Here is a 15,388-nt window from a genome sequence, read left to right on the forward strand (position 1 = left end):
GAGCTTCAGGCATTAGTTGGATCAGTGGGCCGCAGCTTGTTTGTTGGACAGGCCCCAGACGTAGGCAGCCAGCACATGAATCTGCGCCTCGGTCAGCCGGCCTTGCTGCGCCGGCATCGCGCTGGTCTTGCCGCTGTTGATGATGGCCATGATGGCCTCCTGCCCATAACCATGCAGCCACACCTTGTCGTTGAGCCGGGGCGCGCCCAGTGCGGTGTTGCCGACACCGCCGACACCGTGGCAGGCGGCACAGGCATTGAACTTCGCTTTGCCCAAGCCGGCGCGCAGCGAATCATGCGGACTGCCGGACAGGCTGAGCACATAGTTGGCGATGTTTTTCACGTCTTCGGGCGTGCCGACGGCGGCGGCCATGGGCGGCATCACGCCGGTGCGCCCAAGATGGATGCTTTCCCTGATCTTGTCAGGCGATCCGCCGTACAACCAGTCGCCGTCGGTCAGGTTCGGAAAACCCTTGCTGCCGCGGGCGTCGGAGCCGTGGCACTGCGCGCAGTTGTTCAGGAAAAGCCGCTCGCCGATGGCCATGGCCTGGGGGTCGACCGCAACCTTCTCGGCGGGTAGCGCGGTGAAAGCCGCATACACCGGTGCCAGCTCGCGATCCGCCTTGGCCACCTCCTTGGCGTATTCAGCCTCCGTGCTCCAGCCCAGTTCGCCCGGGTATTTGCCCAGCCCCGGGTAGGCCACCAGGTAAGCCAGTGCAAACACAATGGTGAGGACGAACAGCCCCATCCACCAGCGCGGCATGGGGTTGTTCATCTCGCGCAGGTCTTCGTCCCAGACATGGCCGGTGGTGTTGTCCGCAGCACCGGCGGTGCGTCCGCGTGCGGTCAGCCAGAGCAGCAGGCCACAAGCCGCTATGCTGAGCAGTGACAAATAAGTGACGTAGTGCGACCAGAAGTCGCTGATGAAATCGCTCATGGTGTTGTCTCAATCCTGCTCGAAAGGCAATCGGGCGGCTTCCTCAAAGCCCTGCGCATGGCGGCGCGAAAAGGCCCAGACCAGGATGGCTATGAAAGTGATGAAGGAGGCCAGCGTGGCCGCGATTCTCAAGGTGGTGATATCCATGGGGGCTCCTTATTTCAGCGCCAGGCCGAGGGATTGCAGGTAAGCCACCAGCGCATCCATTTCGGTTTTTCCCTGGATGTCGGCGGCGGCCGCGGCGATCTGCGCATCGCTGAAGGGCACACCGACACGGCGCAAGGCGCGCAAATGGGTGGCGGCCTCGCTCGCATTCAGCGCGGACTTCTCCAGCCAGGGGTAGGCGGGCATGTTGGACTCGGGCACCAGGTCGCGCGGATTGTTCAGGTGGATGCGATGCCACTCGTCGCTGTATTTGCCGCCCACGCGATGCAGGTCGGGCCCGGTGCGTTTGCTGCCCCACTGAAAGGGATGGTCGTAGACAAATTCACCGGCCACCGAATAATGGCCGTAACGCAGCGTCTCGGCGCGAAACGGGCGAATCATTTGCGAGTGGCAGTTGTAGCAACCTTCACGCACATAGATGTCCCGACCCAGTACCTGCAGGGTGGTCGGCGGCAACATGCCGGAGATCACCTGGGTCGTCGACTTCTGGAAAAACAGCGGCACGATTTCCACCAGGCCGCCTATGGCGACGACCAGCAGGATCAGCACAATCATCAAAAAATTATTGGTTTCTATCTTCTCGTGCGAGAAGCCGGTCTTGGGCGTGTTTGAACTCATGGTGATTTCCTCAGGCGGGGACAGCAAGGGACGCGGGAATAGGCGCGCTGACAGCGCGACGCGATCTCACGGTCATCCAGACGTTCCAGGCCATGACCAACATGCCGACCAGGTAGAGCAGGCCACCTATCAGGCGCACCACGTAATAGGGGTAGGTGGCTTTCACACTTTCCACAAAGGTGTAGGTCAAGGTGCCGTCGGTGTTGACCGCGCGCCACATCAGGCCTTGCATCACGCCGGCAATCCACATCGCGGCGATATACAGCACCACACCCAGGGTCGCCATCCAGAAATGCACTTCGATCGCCTTGGCGCTGTGCATCTCGGTGCGGCCGTACAGGCGCGGGATCAGGTAATACAGCGATCCCATGGTGATGAAACCGACCCAGCCCAGCGCGCCGGCGTGGACATGGCCTATGGTCCAGTCCGTGTAGTGGCTCAGGGCGTTCACGGTCTTGATCGACATCATGGGCCCCTCAAAGGTGGCCATGCCGTAGAAGGACAGCGCCACAATCAGGAAACGCAGGATGGGATCGGTGCGCAATTTGTGCCAGGCACCCGACAGCGTCATGACACCGTTGATCATGCCGCCCCAGCTGGGCGCCAGCAGGATCAGCGAAAACACCATGCCTATGGATTGTGTCCAGTCGGGCAGCGCGGTGTAGTGCAGGTGGTGCGGACCCGCCCACATGTAGGTAAAAATCAGTGCCCAGAAATGGACGATGGACAGGCGGTAGGAATACACCGGCCGGCCGGCTTGTTTGGGGATGTAGTAATACATCATCCCGAGAAAACCTGCGGTGAGGAAAAAACCCACCGCGTTGTGGCCGTACCACCACTGCACCATGGCGTCCTGCACGCCGGCATAGGCCGAATAACTTTTCATCCAGCCGGCAGGAATGGCCGCACTGTTGACGATGTGCAGCAGTGCCACGGCAATGATGAAGGCGCCGTAAAACCAGTTGGCCACATAAATATGGCGCACCTTGCGCATGCTTATGGTGCCGAAAAACACAATCGCGTAGGCCACCCAGACCGCGGTGATCAGGATGTCAATCGGCCACTCCAGCTCGGCGTATTCCTTGCCCGAGGTGTAACCCAGCGGCAGGCTGATGACCGCGCCCACAATCACGGCCTGCCAGCCCCAGAACACAAAAGACGCCAGCGCGGGCGCGAACAGCCGGACCTGGCAGGTGCGCTGCACCACATGAAAGCTGGTGGCCATCAGGGCGCAGCCACCAAAAGCAAAAATCACCGCATTGGTGTGCAGCGGCCGCAGCCTGCCGTAACTGAGCCAGGACACCCCGAGGTTGAGTTCGGGCCAGGCCAGCTGCGAGGCGATGATGACGCCGACCAGCATGCCGACCACGCCCCAGACCACGGACATGATGGCGAACTGCCGCACGGCCGTGTCGTGGTAAATGGCGGCGGGGGTTGAGGGAGGATTCATGGAGCACCTTTTTCTAGACGCTCCCAGTGTCCGCGCCGGGGCACGGCGCTCAGTTGATACAAATCAATCGGACTGCAGAATACGCTCGGCCTCCTGTTCCATAGACTCGAACTGGCCGCGCCAGACGGCCCAACCCAGCGCCGCAATAATCATCAGCGCCAGCACCACCGACAAGGGAATCAGTAAAAAGAGAATGTCCATGTCAGTGCGTCGCCGGTGTACGGGCCAGCCGCGCCGAGTTCAACACCACCAGCAGGGAACTGCCGGCCATGCCCAGCCCCGCCAGCCAGGGCGGCATGAAACCCAGCACCGCCAGCGGCACACACACGGCGTTGTACAAAGCAGCCCAGCACAGGTTCTGGCGCACCACACTTTTTGTGCGGCGCGCCAGTTGCAGCAAAGTGGCCACGGCCGACAACTGGCCACCCAGCACCACGAAGTCGGACTTCGCCTGTGCCAGCGGTACGGCCTGGCCCATGGCCACCGACACATCCGCCCGGGCCAGCACCGGCCCATCGTTCATGCCGTCGCCCACCATGGCCACGCCATGGCCTTGCGCCTGTAATTGACGCACATGGTCCAGCTTGCCTTCCGGCGAACGTTCGCCATAACGCCACTTGATGCCGGCGCGCCAGGCCAGCCGGTTGACCGCATGGCGCTGATCGCCCGAAAGCAGTTGCACCCGGTAGCCCAGCGTGTGCAGGACATCCACCGCGGGAACAGCATCGGCTCGCAGGGTTTCGTCGAGCGCGAAACTAGCCAGCCAGCCCTTTTCATCGGCCAGATGCACCTGCGGCCCCGTCACCGGCCTGTCGGTGGCCGGGGCCCGGCAAAATGATGCCGAGCCCAGGAACAGGCAGCGTTGCGCACTGCCATCGGCTTGGCCCACCCGGCCCCGTACCCCGCGACCAGCAACTTCCGTCACCTCGGTCACGACCCAGTCGCTGGACGAAAAGCTGTCCGCGACGGCGCGGGACACCGGATGCAAGGAATGTTGGGCCAGCGCCGCCGCCAGCTCGCCGGCCTCCATCGGGGCCACGCCGGGCGCCGTGGTACCCAAGATCACCTTCATGCGGTCTTCGGTCAACGTCCCGGTTTTGTCGAAGACCACGGTGTCCACCGCGGCGCAGGCTTCCAGCGCCTGCAGACGGCGCACCATCACGCCCTGACGCGCCAGTGTGCCGGCCGCCGCGAGGGTTGCGGCCGGCGTGGCCAGCGACAAGGCACAGGGGCAGGTAACGATCAGCACGGCCACGGCCACACCGATGGCATGGGCCGGGTCCACCGGCCACCACCAGGCGGCGGCGCCCGCACTGGCCAGCAGCACCAGCAGCAGGAAAGGGCTGGCAATGCGGTCGGCGATCTGCGCCAGCTGCGGTTTCTGCACCGAGGCCTGCTCCATCAGCGCCACCATGCCGGCATAACGGGTCTCGGGACCGACACGCTCCACCTGCACCAGCAAGAGGCCGCTCAGGTTGTGGCTGCCGGCAATCACCGCGCTGCCCGGGCCGCGCTGCAGCGGTGTGGATTCGCCGGTCAGCAGGGCTTCGTCGACCCGGCTTTCACCGCTGGCCACACGACCGTCTGCGGGAATCACCTCACCCGGCAACACGCGAATCACATCACCAGTAGCCAGACTGCGCACCGCCACACGCCGGAACCCGCCGCCCGCGTCCTGCCGCTCCACGCTGTCAGGCAGCCTGCGCATCAGCGCTTCCAGCGAGCCCGCCGTGCGGTCACGCAGGCGCTGCTCCAGCAGGCGCCCCGAAAGCAGGAAAAACACAAACATGGTCACCGAGTCGTACCAGACCTCCGCACCCAGCAGCCCGGCCGGCTCGAAGGTGGCAGCCGTGCTGGCGCCAAACGCGATGAGGATGCCCAGGCTTACCGGCACGTCCATGCCTATGCGTCGGTGGCGCAGGTCACGCAGCGCCGCTGCAAAAAAGGGCCAGCAGGAAAACGGCAAGACCGGCAATGTCAGCACCCAGGAGGCCCAGCGCAACAAGGCCTGCGCGTCGGGCGTGATCTCGCCGGGCGCAGCCACATAAGCCGGCACGGCATACATCATCACCTGCATCATGCAAAACCCCGCCACCAGCCAGCGCCACAAGAGCAAACGCTGGGCCTGCTGGCGCGGCGCGGCCGACAACAGGTCGCCCGCGGCCAGCGCCGCATAACCGGCACGCTGCAGCGCCGCCATCCAGTCTGAGGGACGGCTGCACCCCGGCTGCCACAACAAGCGCGCCGTGGCCGTCGCCCCATTGACCTGGACCGCGTCCACCCCGGGCAAGCCGCCCAGCGCCTGCTCGACCGTGAGCGAACAGGCCACACAGTGCATGCCATCAATGGCCAGGTAAGACTCCAACCAGCCGTCCCGGCCGGTCACGGGCCGGCTGAAGCTGGTCCATTCCGCGGGATCATCCAGCACGGCCCAGCGCGCCCTGTCCGCAGAGGGTGCAGCCGCCGGGCCCACGCCTGCGGAAAAGTTGGCAGTTTGCATGGCACAAGGCTAACCAGCGCGCCGACCCCTGCCCTTGACATGGATCAAGCCGGGGCCGATGTCCAGGCCCTAAACTGAATACCCGTAAACTGGAGAATGAGGAGAACGCCATGTACCAACGTATTCTTGTCGCCACCGATGGCTCCACGTTGTCGAAAAAAGCGGTTCGCAGCGCGATCGAATTAGCCGGTGCCACCGGCGCCAGCCTGGTGGCCTTGAACGTCGTGCCGCGCTACCCGGTGACTTATTTCGAAGGCGGTGTGACCATCTCGAACGAAGACGTCAGCCGCATCGAGAAAAAATGGGCGGATGACGGCCAGGCCATCGTGGACGCCGTGCAGCAGGCGGCGCAAGCGGCCGGTGTGAAAGCCAAGGCCGTGATTGCGCGCTCCGACCTGGTGGCCGAATCCATTCTGGCCGCTGCCAAAAAACACAAATGCGAGCTCATCGTCATGGCCTCACATGGCCGCAAGGGCATCAAGCGCCTGCTGCTGGGAAGCGAAACCCAGCATGTGCTCACACGCAGCAGCATCCCGGTGCTGGTGTTGCGCTAAGCCGCTTGCAAGATGACACCGATAAAAATCGATGTCAGAAGTTGCGGCACCCGCCGACAGGATCTGGCGCCCCTCTCCTGCACGGGCTGCGCACCACCTGGCTCAAACTGACCCCGCGCCCCAAAGACAACTGTTGCGATTGACGACTAAGCGCTTTTTTACAAAGGAACACCGACATGAAAATTCTCTTCCCCGCCGACGGCAGCCAATACACCAAAAAAGCCCTGGCCTTCCTCGTCAACCACGAGGACCTGGCCGGCCCCGAAGGCGAAGTGATCGTGCTCAACGTGCAAGCCCCTGTGCCCGGACGCGTGAAAACCATGCTGGGTGCGGCCAACGTCAAGGCCTACCATGCCGACGAGTCACAAAAGGTGCTCAGCCCCATCGAAAAATTCCTCAAACGTCACAAGATCGCGTTTCGAACCCTGGCCGTGGTCGGTGTGCCAAGCGTTGAAATCCTGCGGGCGGCCAAGCGGGGAAAAAGCACACCTGATCGTCATGGGCACGCATGGCCACGGCCTGCTGGGCCGTGCCGTGATGGGCAGTGTGGCCCAACGCGTGGTGACCGACAGCGAAGTGCCGGTTCTGCTGGTCAAGTAAACCTATACGCGGCGAACTTGCCCGACCGCGGCAAGTCGCCTACAGATTGCCCGATACTCGCCATCACACCAACAAAGGAGACAGTGATGACGACGACCGTGGCATTCAAATCTATTCGCAAGCTGCTGGGCTGGTGCTTGCTGGCACTGCTGGCCAGCACGGCACAATTTTCCCTGGCGGGCGAGGTCACCAGCCGGTCCTTCAACTCGAAGGCCCTGAATGCAGAATACCGTTACACCATTTACCTGCCCGATGGCTATGAAAGTGGCCGGCTGCGTTACCCGGTTCTTTTCCTGTTACACGGCAACGGCGGCGACCACAACGAATGGCTGGTCAAGGGCCGGGTGCAAGCCACCATGGACAAGCTGGTCAAGGAAGGCCGTGTGCAACCCGCCATCATCGTGATGCCGGGCGGTGGCACGACCTGGTGGGTGGACGGCAACAAGGACAAGGCCGAAACCGCACTCATCAAGGAGTTGATTCCGCACATTGATGCGGGCTTTCGGACCATCACGGCGCGTGAAGGCCGCATGATCGCCGGTCTGTCCGCCGGCGGCTTTGGCACGGTGAACGCCGTTTTCAAATACCCAGAACTGTTCATCTCCGCCGCCGCCTTGAGCCCGGCGATTTACGCGCCCACGCCGCCAGCCCACTCGTCGGCCATGCGTGTGCCGCCCTTCCAGAAGGACGGAAAATTCGACCAGGCCTCATGGGAACGCCTGAACTACCCCGCCAGTTGGGAAGCCTACAAAAGCCGCAAGCTGGTGGTGCCCATGTACATCAACAGCGGTGACCACGACACCTTCTCCATCGCCTACCACTCGGCCGGACTGTTCCAGAAACTGTTCGAGTACCAGCCCAAGCTGGTGGAGTTTCGTGTCATCGACGGCGACCATGAGTGGCCGGTCTGGCGCGACACAGTGGGTGACGCCATCACCTACATGAGCGGGTTTGCAAGCCAGCCACAGGTCGTCAAGCCCTGAGCTGATTCACCAAAAAGAAATGGCGGACACTACCCGCTAGCGTCCGCCACTGGCCATTCGTTAGCCGACGGCTCAGGCCTTGGGCAAGGTCACCCCCACCTGCCCCTGGTACTTGCCGCCGCGGTCCTTGTAGCTGACTTCGCAGACATCGTCCTTGTCGCTTTCAAAAAACAAGACCTGGGCACAGCCCTCACCCGCATAAATCCGGGCCGGTAGCGGCGTGGTGTTGGAAAACTCCAGCGTCACATAACCTTCCCATTCGGGCTCGAAGGGTGTGACATTGACGATGATCCCGCAACGCGCGTACGTGCTTTTGCCCAGGCAGATGGTCAGCACATTGCGCGGGATGCGGAAGTACTCCATGGTGCGGGCCAGCGCGAAGCTGTTGGGCGGGATGATGCAGCTGTCGCCGTGAAAATCGACAAAACTTTTTTCATCGAAGTTTTTCGGATCCACCACCGTGCTGTGGATGTTGGTGAAAACCTTGAACTCGGGCGCGCAGCGGATGTCGTAGCCGTAGCTGCTGGTGCCGTAGCTGATGATTTTTTTGCCTTCGCTCTCGCGGATCTGGCCCGGCTCGAAGGGGGAGATCATGCCGGTGGTCTCGGCCATGTGGCGTATCCATTTGTCGCTTTTGATGCTCATATCAGGAAATTCCTCAGGTTGCCTAGATTGTAGGCAAGCCGGGGGGCTAGTCAGCCTTTCGCCAATCGCTACTGATTTAATAGCTGTTTGCGACCGTCCAAAAAGGGCTGTAGGCCAATTTCTCTTGTAAAAATCGGGAAATCAGGGTATTTTCCCGGCCCAGCGCAAATGGCCGCTCGCCAGTGCCGCGGCGGCCGAGCGGGTCTCGACCCCGAGTTTTTCAAAAATGTGCTCCAGGTGTTTGTTGACGGTGCGGTGGCTCATGCCCAGGATGTCGCCGATATCCCGGTTGGTTTTGCCCTTGGCCAGCCAGGACAGGACCTCGGTTTCGCGCGGCGTCAGGGCGGCCTGGGCCAGGCGCGAGGGCGCTGCGGCGTTGGCGCTGCGTTGCTCCAGCAGCAACATGGTCTCGCCGATGCCGACCCGGCCCATGTTGCGCACCGACAGCGACAGACCAGCCAGGCTCACGACCACCTGATCCGTATCGCCGTCCAGCGCGGCATACACCGGCTCGGGCAAACGCCCGTCTGCCGCCTCGCCATCCATCGTTTGCAGCCACAAAGCCGCCTGCGGCGAGCGCCAGGCGACACGCCCGCGCGCATCAACCAGCAACACGCCAAAGCCGGCCACGTCCACGGCCTCGCGCGCCAGCCGGGTCATGCGCGCATTGCGGGTGTGGGTGTGCAGGCGCGCGACCACCTCCGGCGCACGCAGCGGCTTGACCACATAGTCCACACCGCCACAGGCAAAACCTTCGAGCACGTGCGGCGTCTCCGACAGCCCGGTCATGAAAATCACCGGAATATGCGCCAGCGCCGGATTGGCCTTGATCTGCCGGCAGGTGTCAAAGCCTGACAGGCCGGGCATGACGGCATCGAGCAGGATGGCGTCAGGCACCACCAACTCCAGGCGCTGCAAGGCAGCGTCACCGTCCCTGGCCACCAGCACGGTGTAGCCCTCGCCTTCCAGCGTGTCGCACAACATGCCCAGGCTGCTGGGGGCGTCGTCCACCACCAGCACCACCGGGCGTTGTTCATCGGCGTCTTCAAGCATCAACGCCCTCCGTCAGGTGGTCGAGCAACAACTCCAGCTCGCAGCGGCTGACATAAGCGCGCAGCCGGGCGCAGCTGGCGGCGAGCGCCGGGTCTTGCGCCGTCACACGATCGAGCAGGCGGTGCAGGCCATGCACATGGCCCAGGTGCACCAGCCGGATCAGCCCGGCGCGGGCTTCTTCCGGCATGGAGAGGAGTACATCGGCCGGGCCGGCCGGCTGCAACACCGGAGAGACGACAGACGTGACCCACTCCAGCCCCAGGTGGCGCTGCAGCGCGGCCATCAGTTCGGACTCCAGCACCGGCTTGCCGACAAAAGCCTGGCAGCCCGCAGCTTTCAAGCGCGAGGGTTGGTTTTCAAACACATTGGCCGACACCACGATGATGGGCACACGCTCATACCCTAGGCGGCGTATCTGCGTGGCGGTCTGCCAGCCGTCCATGTCATCCATGCTGATGTCGAGCAGGATGGCATCCGGAAGCTCGTCCTTCAGGCTGTCTATGCATTCCTGGCCGCTGGCGGCCTCCTTGATCTCAAAACCCAGCGGCGTGAGCATGCCGGCCAGCATCTGGCGCTGCACCGGCTGGTCGTCCACCACCAACAGCGTCCTGCGTTGGCCGAAGAAGCCGGCGATCTGCTGCGGTGGATCGGCCAGCGGGCCGGGGTCGTCGATCTCGCGCAGGTAGAGCCGCACGCTGAAGGTGCTGCCCTTATCCGGCGTACTTTGCAGCGCCAGGTCGCCGCCCATCAAGGCGGTCAGCAAACCGGTGATGGTCAGGCCCAGGCCGGTCCCCGGATCACCCCGGCGGCGACCCGCGGCGCCGCGTTCAAAAGGTAAAAAGATGCGCTGCTGGTCCTGCGGCGCGATGCCTATGCCGGTGTCCACCACGTCGAAGCGGATCACCTCGCGCCGGCAATCCACATGCAGGGTCACGCTGCCGCTGTCGGTGAAACGCACCGCATTGCTCAGCAGGTTGATGATGATCTGGCGCAGACGTTTGGCATCGGCCTGCACCCAGGCCGGCATGCGGCCGCTGTGTGTGTAGATGAAGTCCACCCCTTTGGCCTCGGCCTGCGGCCGCACCATGCTGACCAGCCCCTCCAAGAAGTCCGGCAGGGGCAGGGGAATCGGCTCCAGGCGCAACCGGCCGGCCTCGATGCGGGCCAGGTCCAGCAGGCCGTCCACCAGCTGCAGCAAATGCTCGCCGCTGCGTTGTATGATCTGCACCGCCTCACGCGGCATGCGGGCCAGCGCCTCACTTTTGAGCAGGATTTGCGAATAACCCAGGATGCTGTTGAGCGGCGTGCGCAGCTCGTGCGTCATGCCGGTCACATAACGCGTCTTGGCCTGGTTGGCGGACTCGGCCAGTTCCTTGGCGGTTTGCAGCGCGGCGTCGGTGCGCTGGTGCGCCGCTATCTCGCGCGACAGCAACTGGTTCTGCCGGTTCGACTCGTCCTGCGCCATGCGCCGGCTTTCGCTGCCCAGCACCACCCACCAGCTGCAGACGGCGATGACCAGCAACAGCATGGCAAACACCTTCACGAAAGCCGAGCGCAACAGGCCGCCCGGGTCGGAGAAAAGAGGCAGGGCCGTTTCCTGCGTGTACACCATGCCCATCACCGTGGCCAGCAGCGCGCACAGCGACAGCATCACCACCAGGTAGTGGCCCACACGAAAGTTGACCCGCCTCGACAGCGCGCCGGGCAGCAACATGCCGAGGAACTGTTCGGCCTGCTCGGCCGCGCGCGAGCCTGTCTTGCAGCGGTCGTGGCAGCGCGACTCCAGCGTGCAGCACAGCGAGCAAATCGGTGCGCCGTAGGCCGGGCAGCTCGCCATGTCTTCGGCTTCGAAGGCGTTTTCGCACACATGACAATGAACCCGCTGGCCGGGCGCGCCCATAGCCTCGGGCTGGCGGGCGATGTAGAAGCGCCCCTGGGTCAACCAGGCCAGCAGCGGTGACAACAGCAATGCCAAACCCAGCGCAATAAAGGGTGAAAAGGCCTCGGCCTGCGGGCCCATGGCGCCGGTGTAGGCGAACACGGCCACCGCCGCCGCCAGCAGCATGGACCCCAGGCCCACAGGGTTGATGTCGTACAAATGCGCCCGCTTGAACTCGATGCCTTTGGGGCTCAGGCCCAGCGGCTTGTTGATGACCAGGTCGGCCACCAGCGCGCCGACCCAGGCAATCGCCACATTGCCGTACAGCCCCAGCACTTTTTCAAGCGCGGAAAAAACATCCAGCGTCATCAGCAGCAGCGCGATGGTCACGTTGAACAGCAGCCACACCACGCGGCCGGGATGGCTATGTGTCAAGCGCGCAAAAAAGTTGGACCAGGCCAGCGAACCGGCATAAGCATTGGTCAGGTTGATCTTGAGCTGCGACACCACCACAAAAATCACCGTCGCCGCCAGCACCCAGGCCGGGTTGCTGAACACATAAGCAAAACCGGCCAGGTACATCTGTGTCGGCTCCATCGCCCTGGACGCCGGCAGCTCCTGCTGCAGCACCAAAAAGGCAAGGAAGGCACCGCCCAGCATCTTCAGCATGCCCGGCCCTATCCAGCCCGGCCCGGCCAGCAGCACGGCCGCCCACCAACGTTTGCGGTTGGCCTTGGTCTTTTCGGGCAGGAAGCGCAAAAAATCCACCTGCTCGCCCACCTGCACCACCAGCGAGAAGGCCACGGTCGCCGCCGCACCAAACATGAGCGGATCGAACTCGCTGCTGCCCGAGCTGCGGCCGGCGAGGCCCGTGAAGTCGAAAAAGGCCTGGGGATTTTTCCAGAGCACGGCCAGGTAAGGCAGCAGCAACAGCACACCCCACAGCGGCTGCGTCCACATCTGAAGCCGCGAGATCAGCGTGATGCCGCGAACCACCAGGGGCACGATCACCACGGCGCTGATCACGTAACACCAGGCAATCGGTATCGCCAGGTACATCTGCAGCGCCAGCGCCATGATGGCCGCCTCCAGCGCGAAAAAGATGAAGGTGAAGCTGGCGTAGATCAGCGAGGTGAGGGTCGAACCCAGGTAGCCAAAGCCGGCCCCACGCGTCAACAAGTCCATGTCCACGCCATAACGGGCCGCGTAATAACTGATGGGCAGGCCAGTCAGAAAGGTGATCAGCCCGACCACCAGGATGGCCCACAGCGCATTCGTGAAGCCGTAGTTCAGCGCAATCGCACCGCCAATCGCCTCCAGCGCGAGAAAAGACACCGCACCAAAAGCGGTGTTACCCACGCGCCATTCCGACCACTTGCGAAAGCCGCGCGGCGTGTAGCGCAAGGCGTAGTCCTCTATCGATTCGTCGGCGACCCAGGCGTTGTATTCGCGGCGTATGCGAAATATTTTTTGTGTGGCAATGGTCAAGGGCGCTCTCCGGCGAAGGGCTGCAGCAGGTCTGCCAGCCGCCTGCAGCCGGATTCGCAAGAAGTGTGCCCGCTTCTGGTGCATCGCGACAAGGCCGGCGACTACGTTGATTGACGTATTGGGACGCTAGGCCTTTGCAAACATGATCCAGCTGACTCCACGCAGCCCTTCAAACCTTTCCCTTTTTCATCAACCGCAGGAACCCAGCATGTCCAACGACGATCGCGATACCGCTTCCCTCATCAACCGCCGCCGCCTCGTGCAGGGCATGGCCGCCGCCCTGCCCCTGGCGGGTTTGCCGCTCTGGGCGCAGGCGCAGTCCTTCCCGACCGCCAAGGTCAACACGACCAAACTGGCCGTCACCGACACCGAGGTCACCGTGGGCCAGCTGCACTCCGCCACCGGCACCATGGCGATTTCCGAGACCGGCTCCATCCAGGCCGAGCAATTGGCGATCGACCAGATCAATGCCATGGGCGGCGTGCTGGGCCGCAAGATCAAGGTCATCAAGGAAGACGGCGCCTCCGACTGGCCCACCTTCGCCGAGAAGTCCAAAAAGCTGCTGGTCAACGACAAGGTCGCCGCCGTGTTCGGCTGCTGGACCTCGGCCTCGCGCAAGGCCGTGTTACCGATCTTTGAAAAAGAAAACGGCATGCTTTATTACCCGACCTTTTACGAAGGCCTGGAGCAAAGCAAAAACGTGATTTACACCGGCCAGGAAGCCACGCAGCAAATCCTCTACGGCCTGGACTGGGCGGCTAAAGAGAAAAAAGCCAAGACCTTTTTCCTGGTCGGCTCGGACTACATCTGGCCGCGCACCTCGATGAAGATTGGCCGCAAACACATTGAAGGCCACCTGAGTGGCAGCAAGGTCGTCGGCGAAGAGTATTACCCGCTGGGTCACACCAATTTCAATTCGCTGATCAACAAGATCAAGGTGGCCAAGCCGGATTGCATTTTTATCGCCGTGGTGGGTGGCTCCAACGTGGCTTTCTACAAACAACTCAAAGCCGCTGGCGTCACGGCCGCCAAGCAATTCCTGTTGACCATCTCGGTGACCGAAGACGAGGTGTTAGGCATAGGCGGCGAAAACATGAACGGCTTTTACGCCTCCATGAAATATTTCCAGTCGCTGGACAACCCGAACAACAAGGCTTTTGTCACGGCCTTCAAGGCCAAATACGGCAAGGACGCGGTGATAGGCGACGTGACCCAGGCCGCCTACCTCGGCCCCTGGTTGTGGAAAGCGGCGGTCGAGAAGGCCGGCAGTTTTGACGTGGACAAATCGCCGCCGCCTCCGCCGGCATCGAGCTGAAAACCGCACCCGAAGGTTACGTCAAGGTGCATGACAACCACCACCTGTGGAGCAAGGCCCGCATCGGTCTGGCGCAGAGCGACGGCCAGTTCAAGCTGGTGTCCGAGTCGCCGGCGCTGATCGAACCCAATCCTTTCCCCAAGGGTTACCAGTAAGACCCAGGCTCCTGACCGGCTCGCTCCCGCCTGATGGCGTGGCGAGCCGGCAGGGGCTTCTACCGCACGCACTGCCCCCTCTTTCCCGCCAGCCGCACCCGGAGCCGCCATGACACTTTCCGAAATGCACAACATCTTCCTGATGCAGGGCTTTGCGGGCCTGAGCCTGTTCTCCGTGCTGCTGCTCATGGGCTTGGGGCTGGCCATCATTTTTGGCCAGATGGGTGTCATCAACATGGCGCATGGCGAGTTCATGACCATAGGCGCTTACACCATCTACCTGTTCTCTCACCTGTCCGAGACCTACGCGCCCGGTTTTGTGCAAGCCTACTTTCCCTTCGCCATCGTCGCGGCGTTTCTCTTTGCTTTCACCGCCGGCTGGCTCGCCGAGTGGGCCTTTATCCGCCACCTCTACAAACGCCCGCTGGATACCCTGCTCGCCACCTGGGGCCTGTCGCTGGGCATGCAGCAGATTTTCCGCACCGCCTTCGGCGCCAAGGAAGTCAGCCCGACCTTGCCCGACTGGCTGATGGGCTCCTGGGCGCCGGCCGAAGGCCTGGACATTCCCATCAACGGCATGTTTGTGATGGCGCTCACCGCGGTGGTGACCTGCGGCGTGTTGATCGCGCTGCACAAATCACGCTGGGGCCTGCGCGTGCGCGCCACCGTCGCCAACCGCGTGATGGCCAATGCCACCGGCGTCAACACCAAAAAGACCGACCGCCTGACCTTTGCCATCGGCTGCGGCATCGCCGGTGTGGCCGGCGCGGCCTTCACCACCATAGGTTCGACCGGCCCGACCAGCGGCTCGCTCTACATCGTCGACGCCTTCCTGGTGGTCACCTTCGGCGGCGCGGCCAGCCTGCTGGGCACCGTGGTCTCGGCCTTTGGCATTGCGCAGACCCAGTCGATTGCCGAGTTCTTCATGACCGGCTCCACGGCCAAGGTCCTGACCCTGATGGCCATCGTGACCATCCTGATGCTGCGCCCGCAGGGGCTGTTCGCCTCCAAGGTCAGGCGCTGAGATGTTGATCCCCACCCCAGACA

The 15,388-nt window shown here is 63.0% G+C and carries 13 protein-coding genes and 2 pseudogenes; 6 read left to right on the forward strand and 9 right to left on the reverse strand.

The features are described 5' to 3' along the window. Positions 1-21: 21 nt before the first annotated feature. From ccoP to ACHMXK_RS17190, 6 genes are all read right to left on the reverse strand, one after another. Positions 22-936 carry a cytochrome-c oxidase, cbb3-type subunit III gene (gene ccoP / locus ACHMXK_RS17165; protein ID WP_397441742.1) on the reverse strand — a complete coding sequence of 305 codons (915 nt, stop codon included), beginning with the start codon at positions 934-936 and terminating at the stop codon, positions 22-24. Positions 937-945: 9 nt separating this feature from the next. Next, entirely contained in the window at positions 946-1,083 is a 138-nt protein-coding gene (locus ACHMXK_RS17170) for a cbb3-type cytochrome oxidase subunit 3 (protein WP_397441743.1), read from the reverse strand. Positions 1,084-1,092: 9 nt separating this feature from the next. Further along, positions 1,093-1,719 carry a cytochrome-c oxidase, cbb3-type subunit II gene (ccoO, locus tag ACHMXK_RS17175; RefSeq protein ID WP_397441744.1) on the reverse strand — a complete coding sequence of 209 codons (627 nt, stop codon included), beginning with the start codon at positions 1,717-1,719 and terminating at the stop codon, positions 1,093-1,095. Positions 1,720-1,729: 10 nt separating this feature from the next. Then, positions 1,730-3,169: a cytochrome-c oxidase, cbb3-type subunit I gene (ccoN, locus tag ACHMXK_RS17180; RefSeq protein WP_397441745.1), complete on the reverse strand. Its 1,440-nt coding sequence runs from the start codon at positions 3,167-3,169 to the stop codon at positions 1,730-1,732. A 63-nt stretch (positions 3,170-3,232) separates the two neighbouring features. Continuing rightward, positions 3,233-3,370 carry a cbb3-type cytochrome oxidase assembly protein CcoS gene (gene ccoS, locus ACHMXK_RS17185; RefSeq protein ID WP_397441746.1) on the reverse strand — a complete coding sequence of 46 codons (138 nt, stop codon included), beginning with the start codon at positions 3,368-3,370 and terminating at the stop codon, positions 3,233-3,235. A gap of 1 nt (position 3,371) precedes the next feature. After that, complete coding sequence (locus tag ACHMXK_RS17190) at positions 3,372-5,669, reverse strand: heavy metal translocating P-type ATPase (RefSeq protein ID WP_397441747.1); 2,298 nt, start codon at positions 5,667-5,669, stop codon at positions 3,372-3,374. Positions 5,670-5,779: 110 nt separating this feature from the next. On the opposite strand from ACHMXK_RS17190, the gene ACHMXK_RS17195 reads away from it, so the two are divergent. The 4 genes and pseudogenes from ACHMXK_RS17195 to ACHMXK_RS17210 all read left to right on the forward strand — a co-directional run bounded on the left by ACHMXK_RS17195 (position 5,780) and on the right by ACHMXK_RS17210 (position 7,806). Continuing rightward, positions 5,780-6,223 carry a universal stress protein gene (locus ACHMXK_RS17195; protein ID WP_397441748.1) on the forward strand — a complete coding sequence of 148 codons (444 nt, stop codon included), beginning with the start codon at positions 5,780-5,782 and terminating at the stop codon, positions 6,221-6,223. A gap of 176 nt (positions 6,224-6,399) precedes the next feature. Next, positions 6,400-6,639 (forward strand): annotated as a pseudogene (locus ACHMXK_RS17200) (universal stress protein); the annotation flags it as partial. A gap of 82 nt (positions 6,640-6,721) precedes the next feature. Further along, positions 6,722-6,823 (forward strand): universal stress protein, encoded by a 102-nt coding sequence (locus tag ACHMXK_RS17205; protein ID WP_397442549.1) that lies wholly within the window; start codon positions 6,722-6,724, stop codon positions 6,821-6,823. Between the two features lie 86 nt (positions 6,824-6,909). Next, on the forward strand, positions 6,910-7,806 hold the full coding sequence (locus tag ACHMXK_RS17210; protein WP_397442550.1) for an alpha/beta hydrolase: 897 nt from the start codon (positions 6,910-6,912) through the stop codon (positions 7,804-7,806). A 72-nt stretch (positions 7,807-7,878) separates the two neighbouring features. Here ACHMXK_RS17210 and dcd read toward each other — a convergent pair whose 3' ends face one another. The 3 genes from dcd to ACHMXK_RS17225 all read right to left on the reverse strand — a co-directional run bounded on the left by dcd (position 7,879) and on the right by ACHMXK_RS17225 (position 12,871). Continuing rightward, a complete protein-coding gene (dcd, locus tag ACHMXK_RS17215; RefSeq protein ID WP_091999328.1) occupies positions 7,879-8,451 on the reverse strand; it encodes a dCTP deaminase in 573 nt (190 codons plus the stop codon). Between the two features lie 141 nt (positions 8,452-8,592). Then, positions 8,593-9,504 (reverse strand): response regulator, encoded by a 912-nt coding sequence (locus tag ACHMXK_RS17220; RefSeq protein ID WP_397441749.1) that lies wholly within the window; start codon positions 9,502-9,504, stop codon positions 8,593-8,595. Continuing rightward, the gene (locus ACHMXK_RS17225; RefSeq protein WP_397441750.1) at positions 9,497-12,871 is read right to left on the reverse strand and encodes an ATP-binding protein; all 3,375 of its coding nucleotides are present in this window, start codon (positions 12,869-12,871) and stop codon (positions 9,497-9,499) included. Before ACHMXK_RS17225 ends, ACHMXK_RS17220 begins: the two co-directional genes overlap by 8 nt. Before the next feature lie 268 nt (positions 12,872-13,139). On the opposite strand from ACHMXK_RS17225, the pseudogene urtA reads away from it, so the two are divergent. Continuing rightward, positions 13,140-14,341: pseudogene (gene urtA, locus ACHMXK_RS17230) on the forward strand (urea ABC transporter substrate-binding protein). A 109-nt stretch (positions 14,342-14,450) separates the two neighbouring features. Then, positions 14,451-15,365 carry an urea ABC transporter permease subunit UrtB gene (urtB, locus tag ACHMXK_RS17235; RefSeq protein WP_397441751.1) on the forward strand — a complete coding sequence of 305 codons (915 nt, stop codon included), beginning with the start codon at positions 14,451-14,453 and terminating at the stop codon, positions 15,363-15,365. Positions 15,366-15,388 lie beyond the last annotated feature (23 nt).

Source organism: Polaromonas sp. UC242_47 (assembly GCF_044452385.1).
GTDB lineage: Bacteria > Pseudomonadota > Gammaproteobacteria > Burkholderiales > Burkholderiaceae_C > Polaromonas.

Excerpts from the sequence above, each read along its gene's own strand:
- urtB (WP_397441751.1), top strand. The coding sequence starts at position 14,451 with ATGACACTTTCCGAAATGCACAACATCTTCCTGATGCAGGGCTTTGCG.
- ACHMXK_RS17220 (WP_397441749.1), bottom strand. The coding sequence starts at position 9,504 with ATGCTTGAAGACGCCGATGAACAACGCCCGGTGGTGCTGGTGGTGGAC.
- ACHMXK_RS17170 (WP_397441743.1), bottom strand. The coding sequence starts at position 1,083 with ATGGATATCACCACCTTGAGAATCGCGGCCACGCTGGCCTCCTTCATC.
- ACHMXK_RS17205 (WP_397442549.1), top strand. The coding sequence starts at position 6,722 with ATGGGCACGCATGGCCACGGCCTGCTGGGCCGTGCCGTGATGGGCAGT.
- ccoP (WP_397441742.1), bottom strand. The coding sequence starts at position 936 with ATGAGCGATTTCATCAGCGACTTCTGGTCGCACTACGTCACTTATTTG.
- ACHMXK_RS17195 (WP_397441748.1), top strand. The coding sequence starts at position 5,780 with ATGTACCAACGTATTCTTGTCGCCACCGATGGCTCCACGTTGTCGAAA.
- ACHMXK_RS17210 (WP_397442550.1), top strand. The coding sequence starts at position 6,910 with ATGACGACGACCGTGGCATTCAAATCTATTCGCAAGCTGCTGGGCTGG.
- ccoN (WP_397441745.1), bottom strand. The coding sequence starts at position 3,169 with ATGAATCCTCCCTCAACCCCCGCCGCCATTTACCACGACACGGCCGTG.
- dcd (WP_091999328.1), bottom strand. The coding sequence starts at position 8,451 with ATGAGCATCAAAAGCGACAAATGGATACGCCACATGGCCGAGACCACC.
- ccoO (WP_397441744.1), bottom strand. The coding sequence starts at position 1,719 with ATGAGTTCAAACACGCCCAAGACCGGCTTCTCGCACGAGAAGATAGAA.
- ACHMXK_RS17190 (WP_397441747.1), bottom strand. The coding sequence starts at position 5,669 with ATGCAAACTGCCAACTTTTCCGCAGGCGTGGGCCCGGCGGCTGCACCC.
- ccoS (WP_397441746.1), bottom strand. The coding sequence starts at position 3,370 with ATGGACATTCTCTTTTTACTGATTCCCTTGTCGGTGGTGCTGGCGCTG.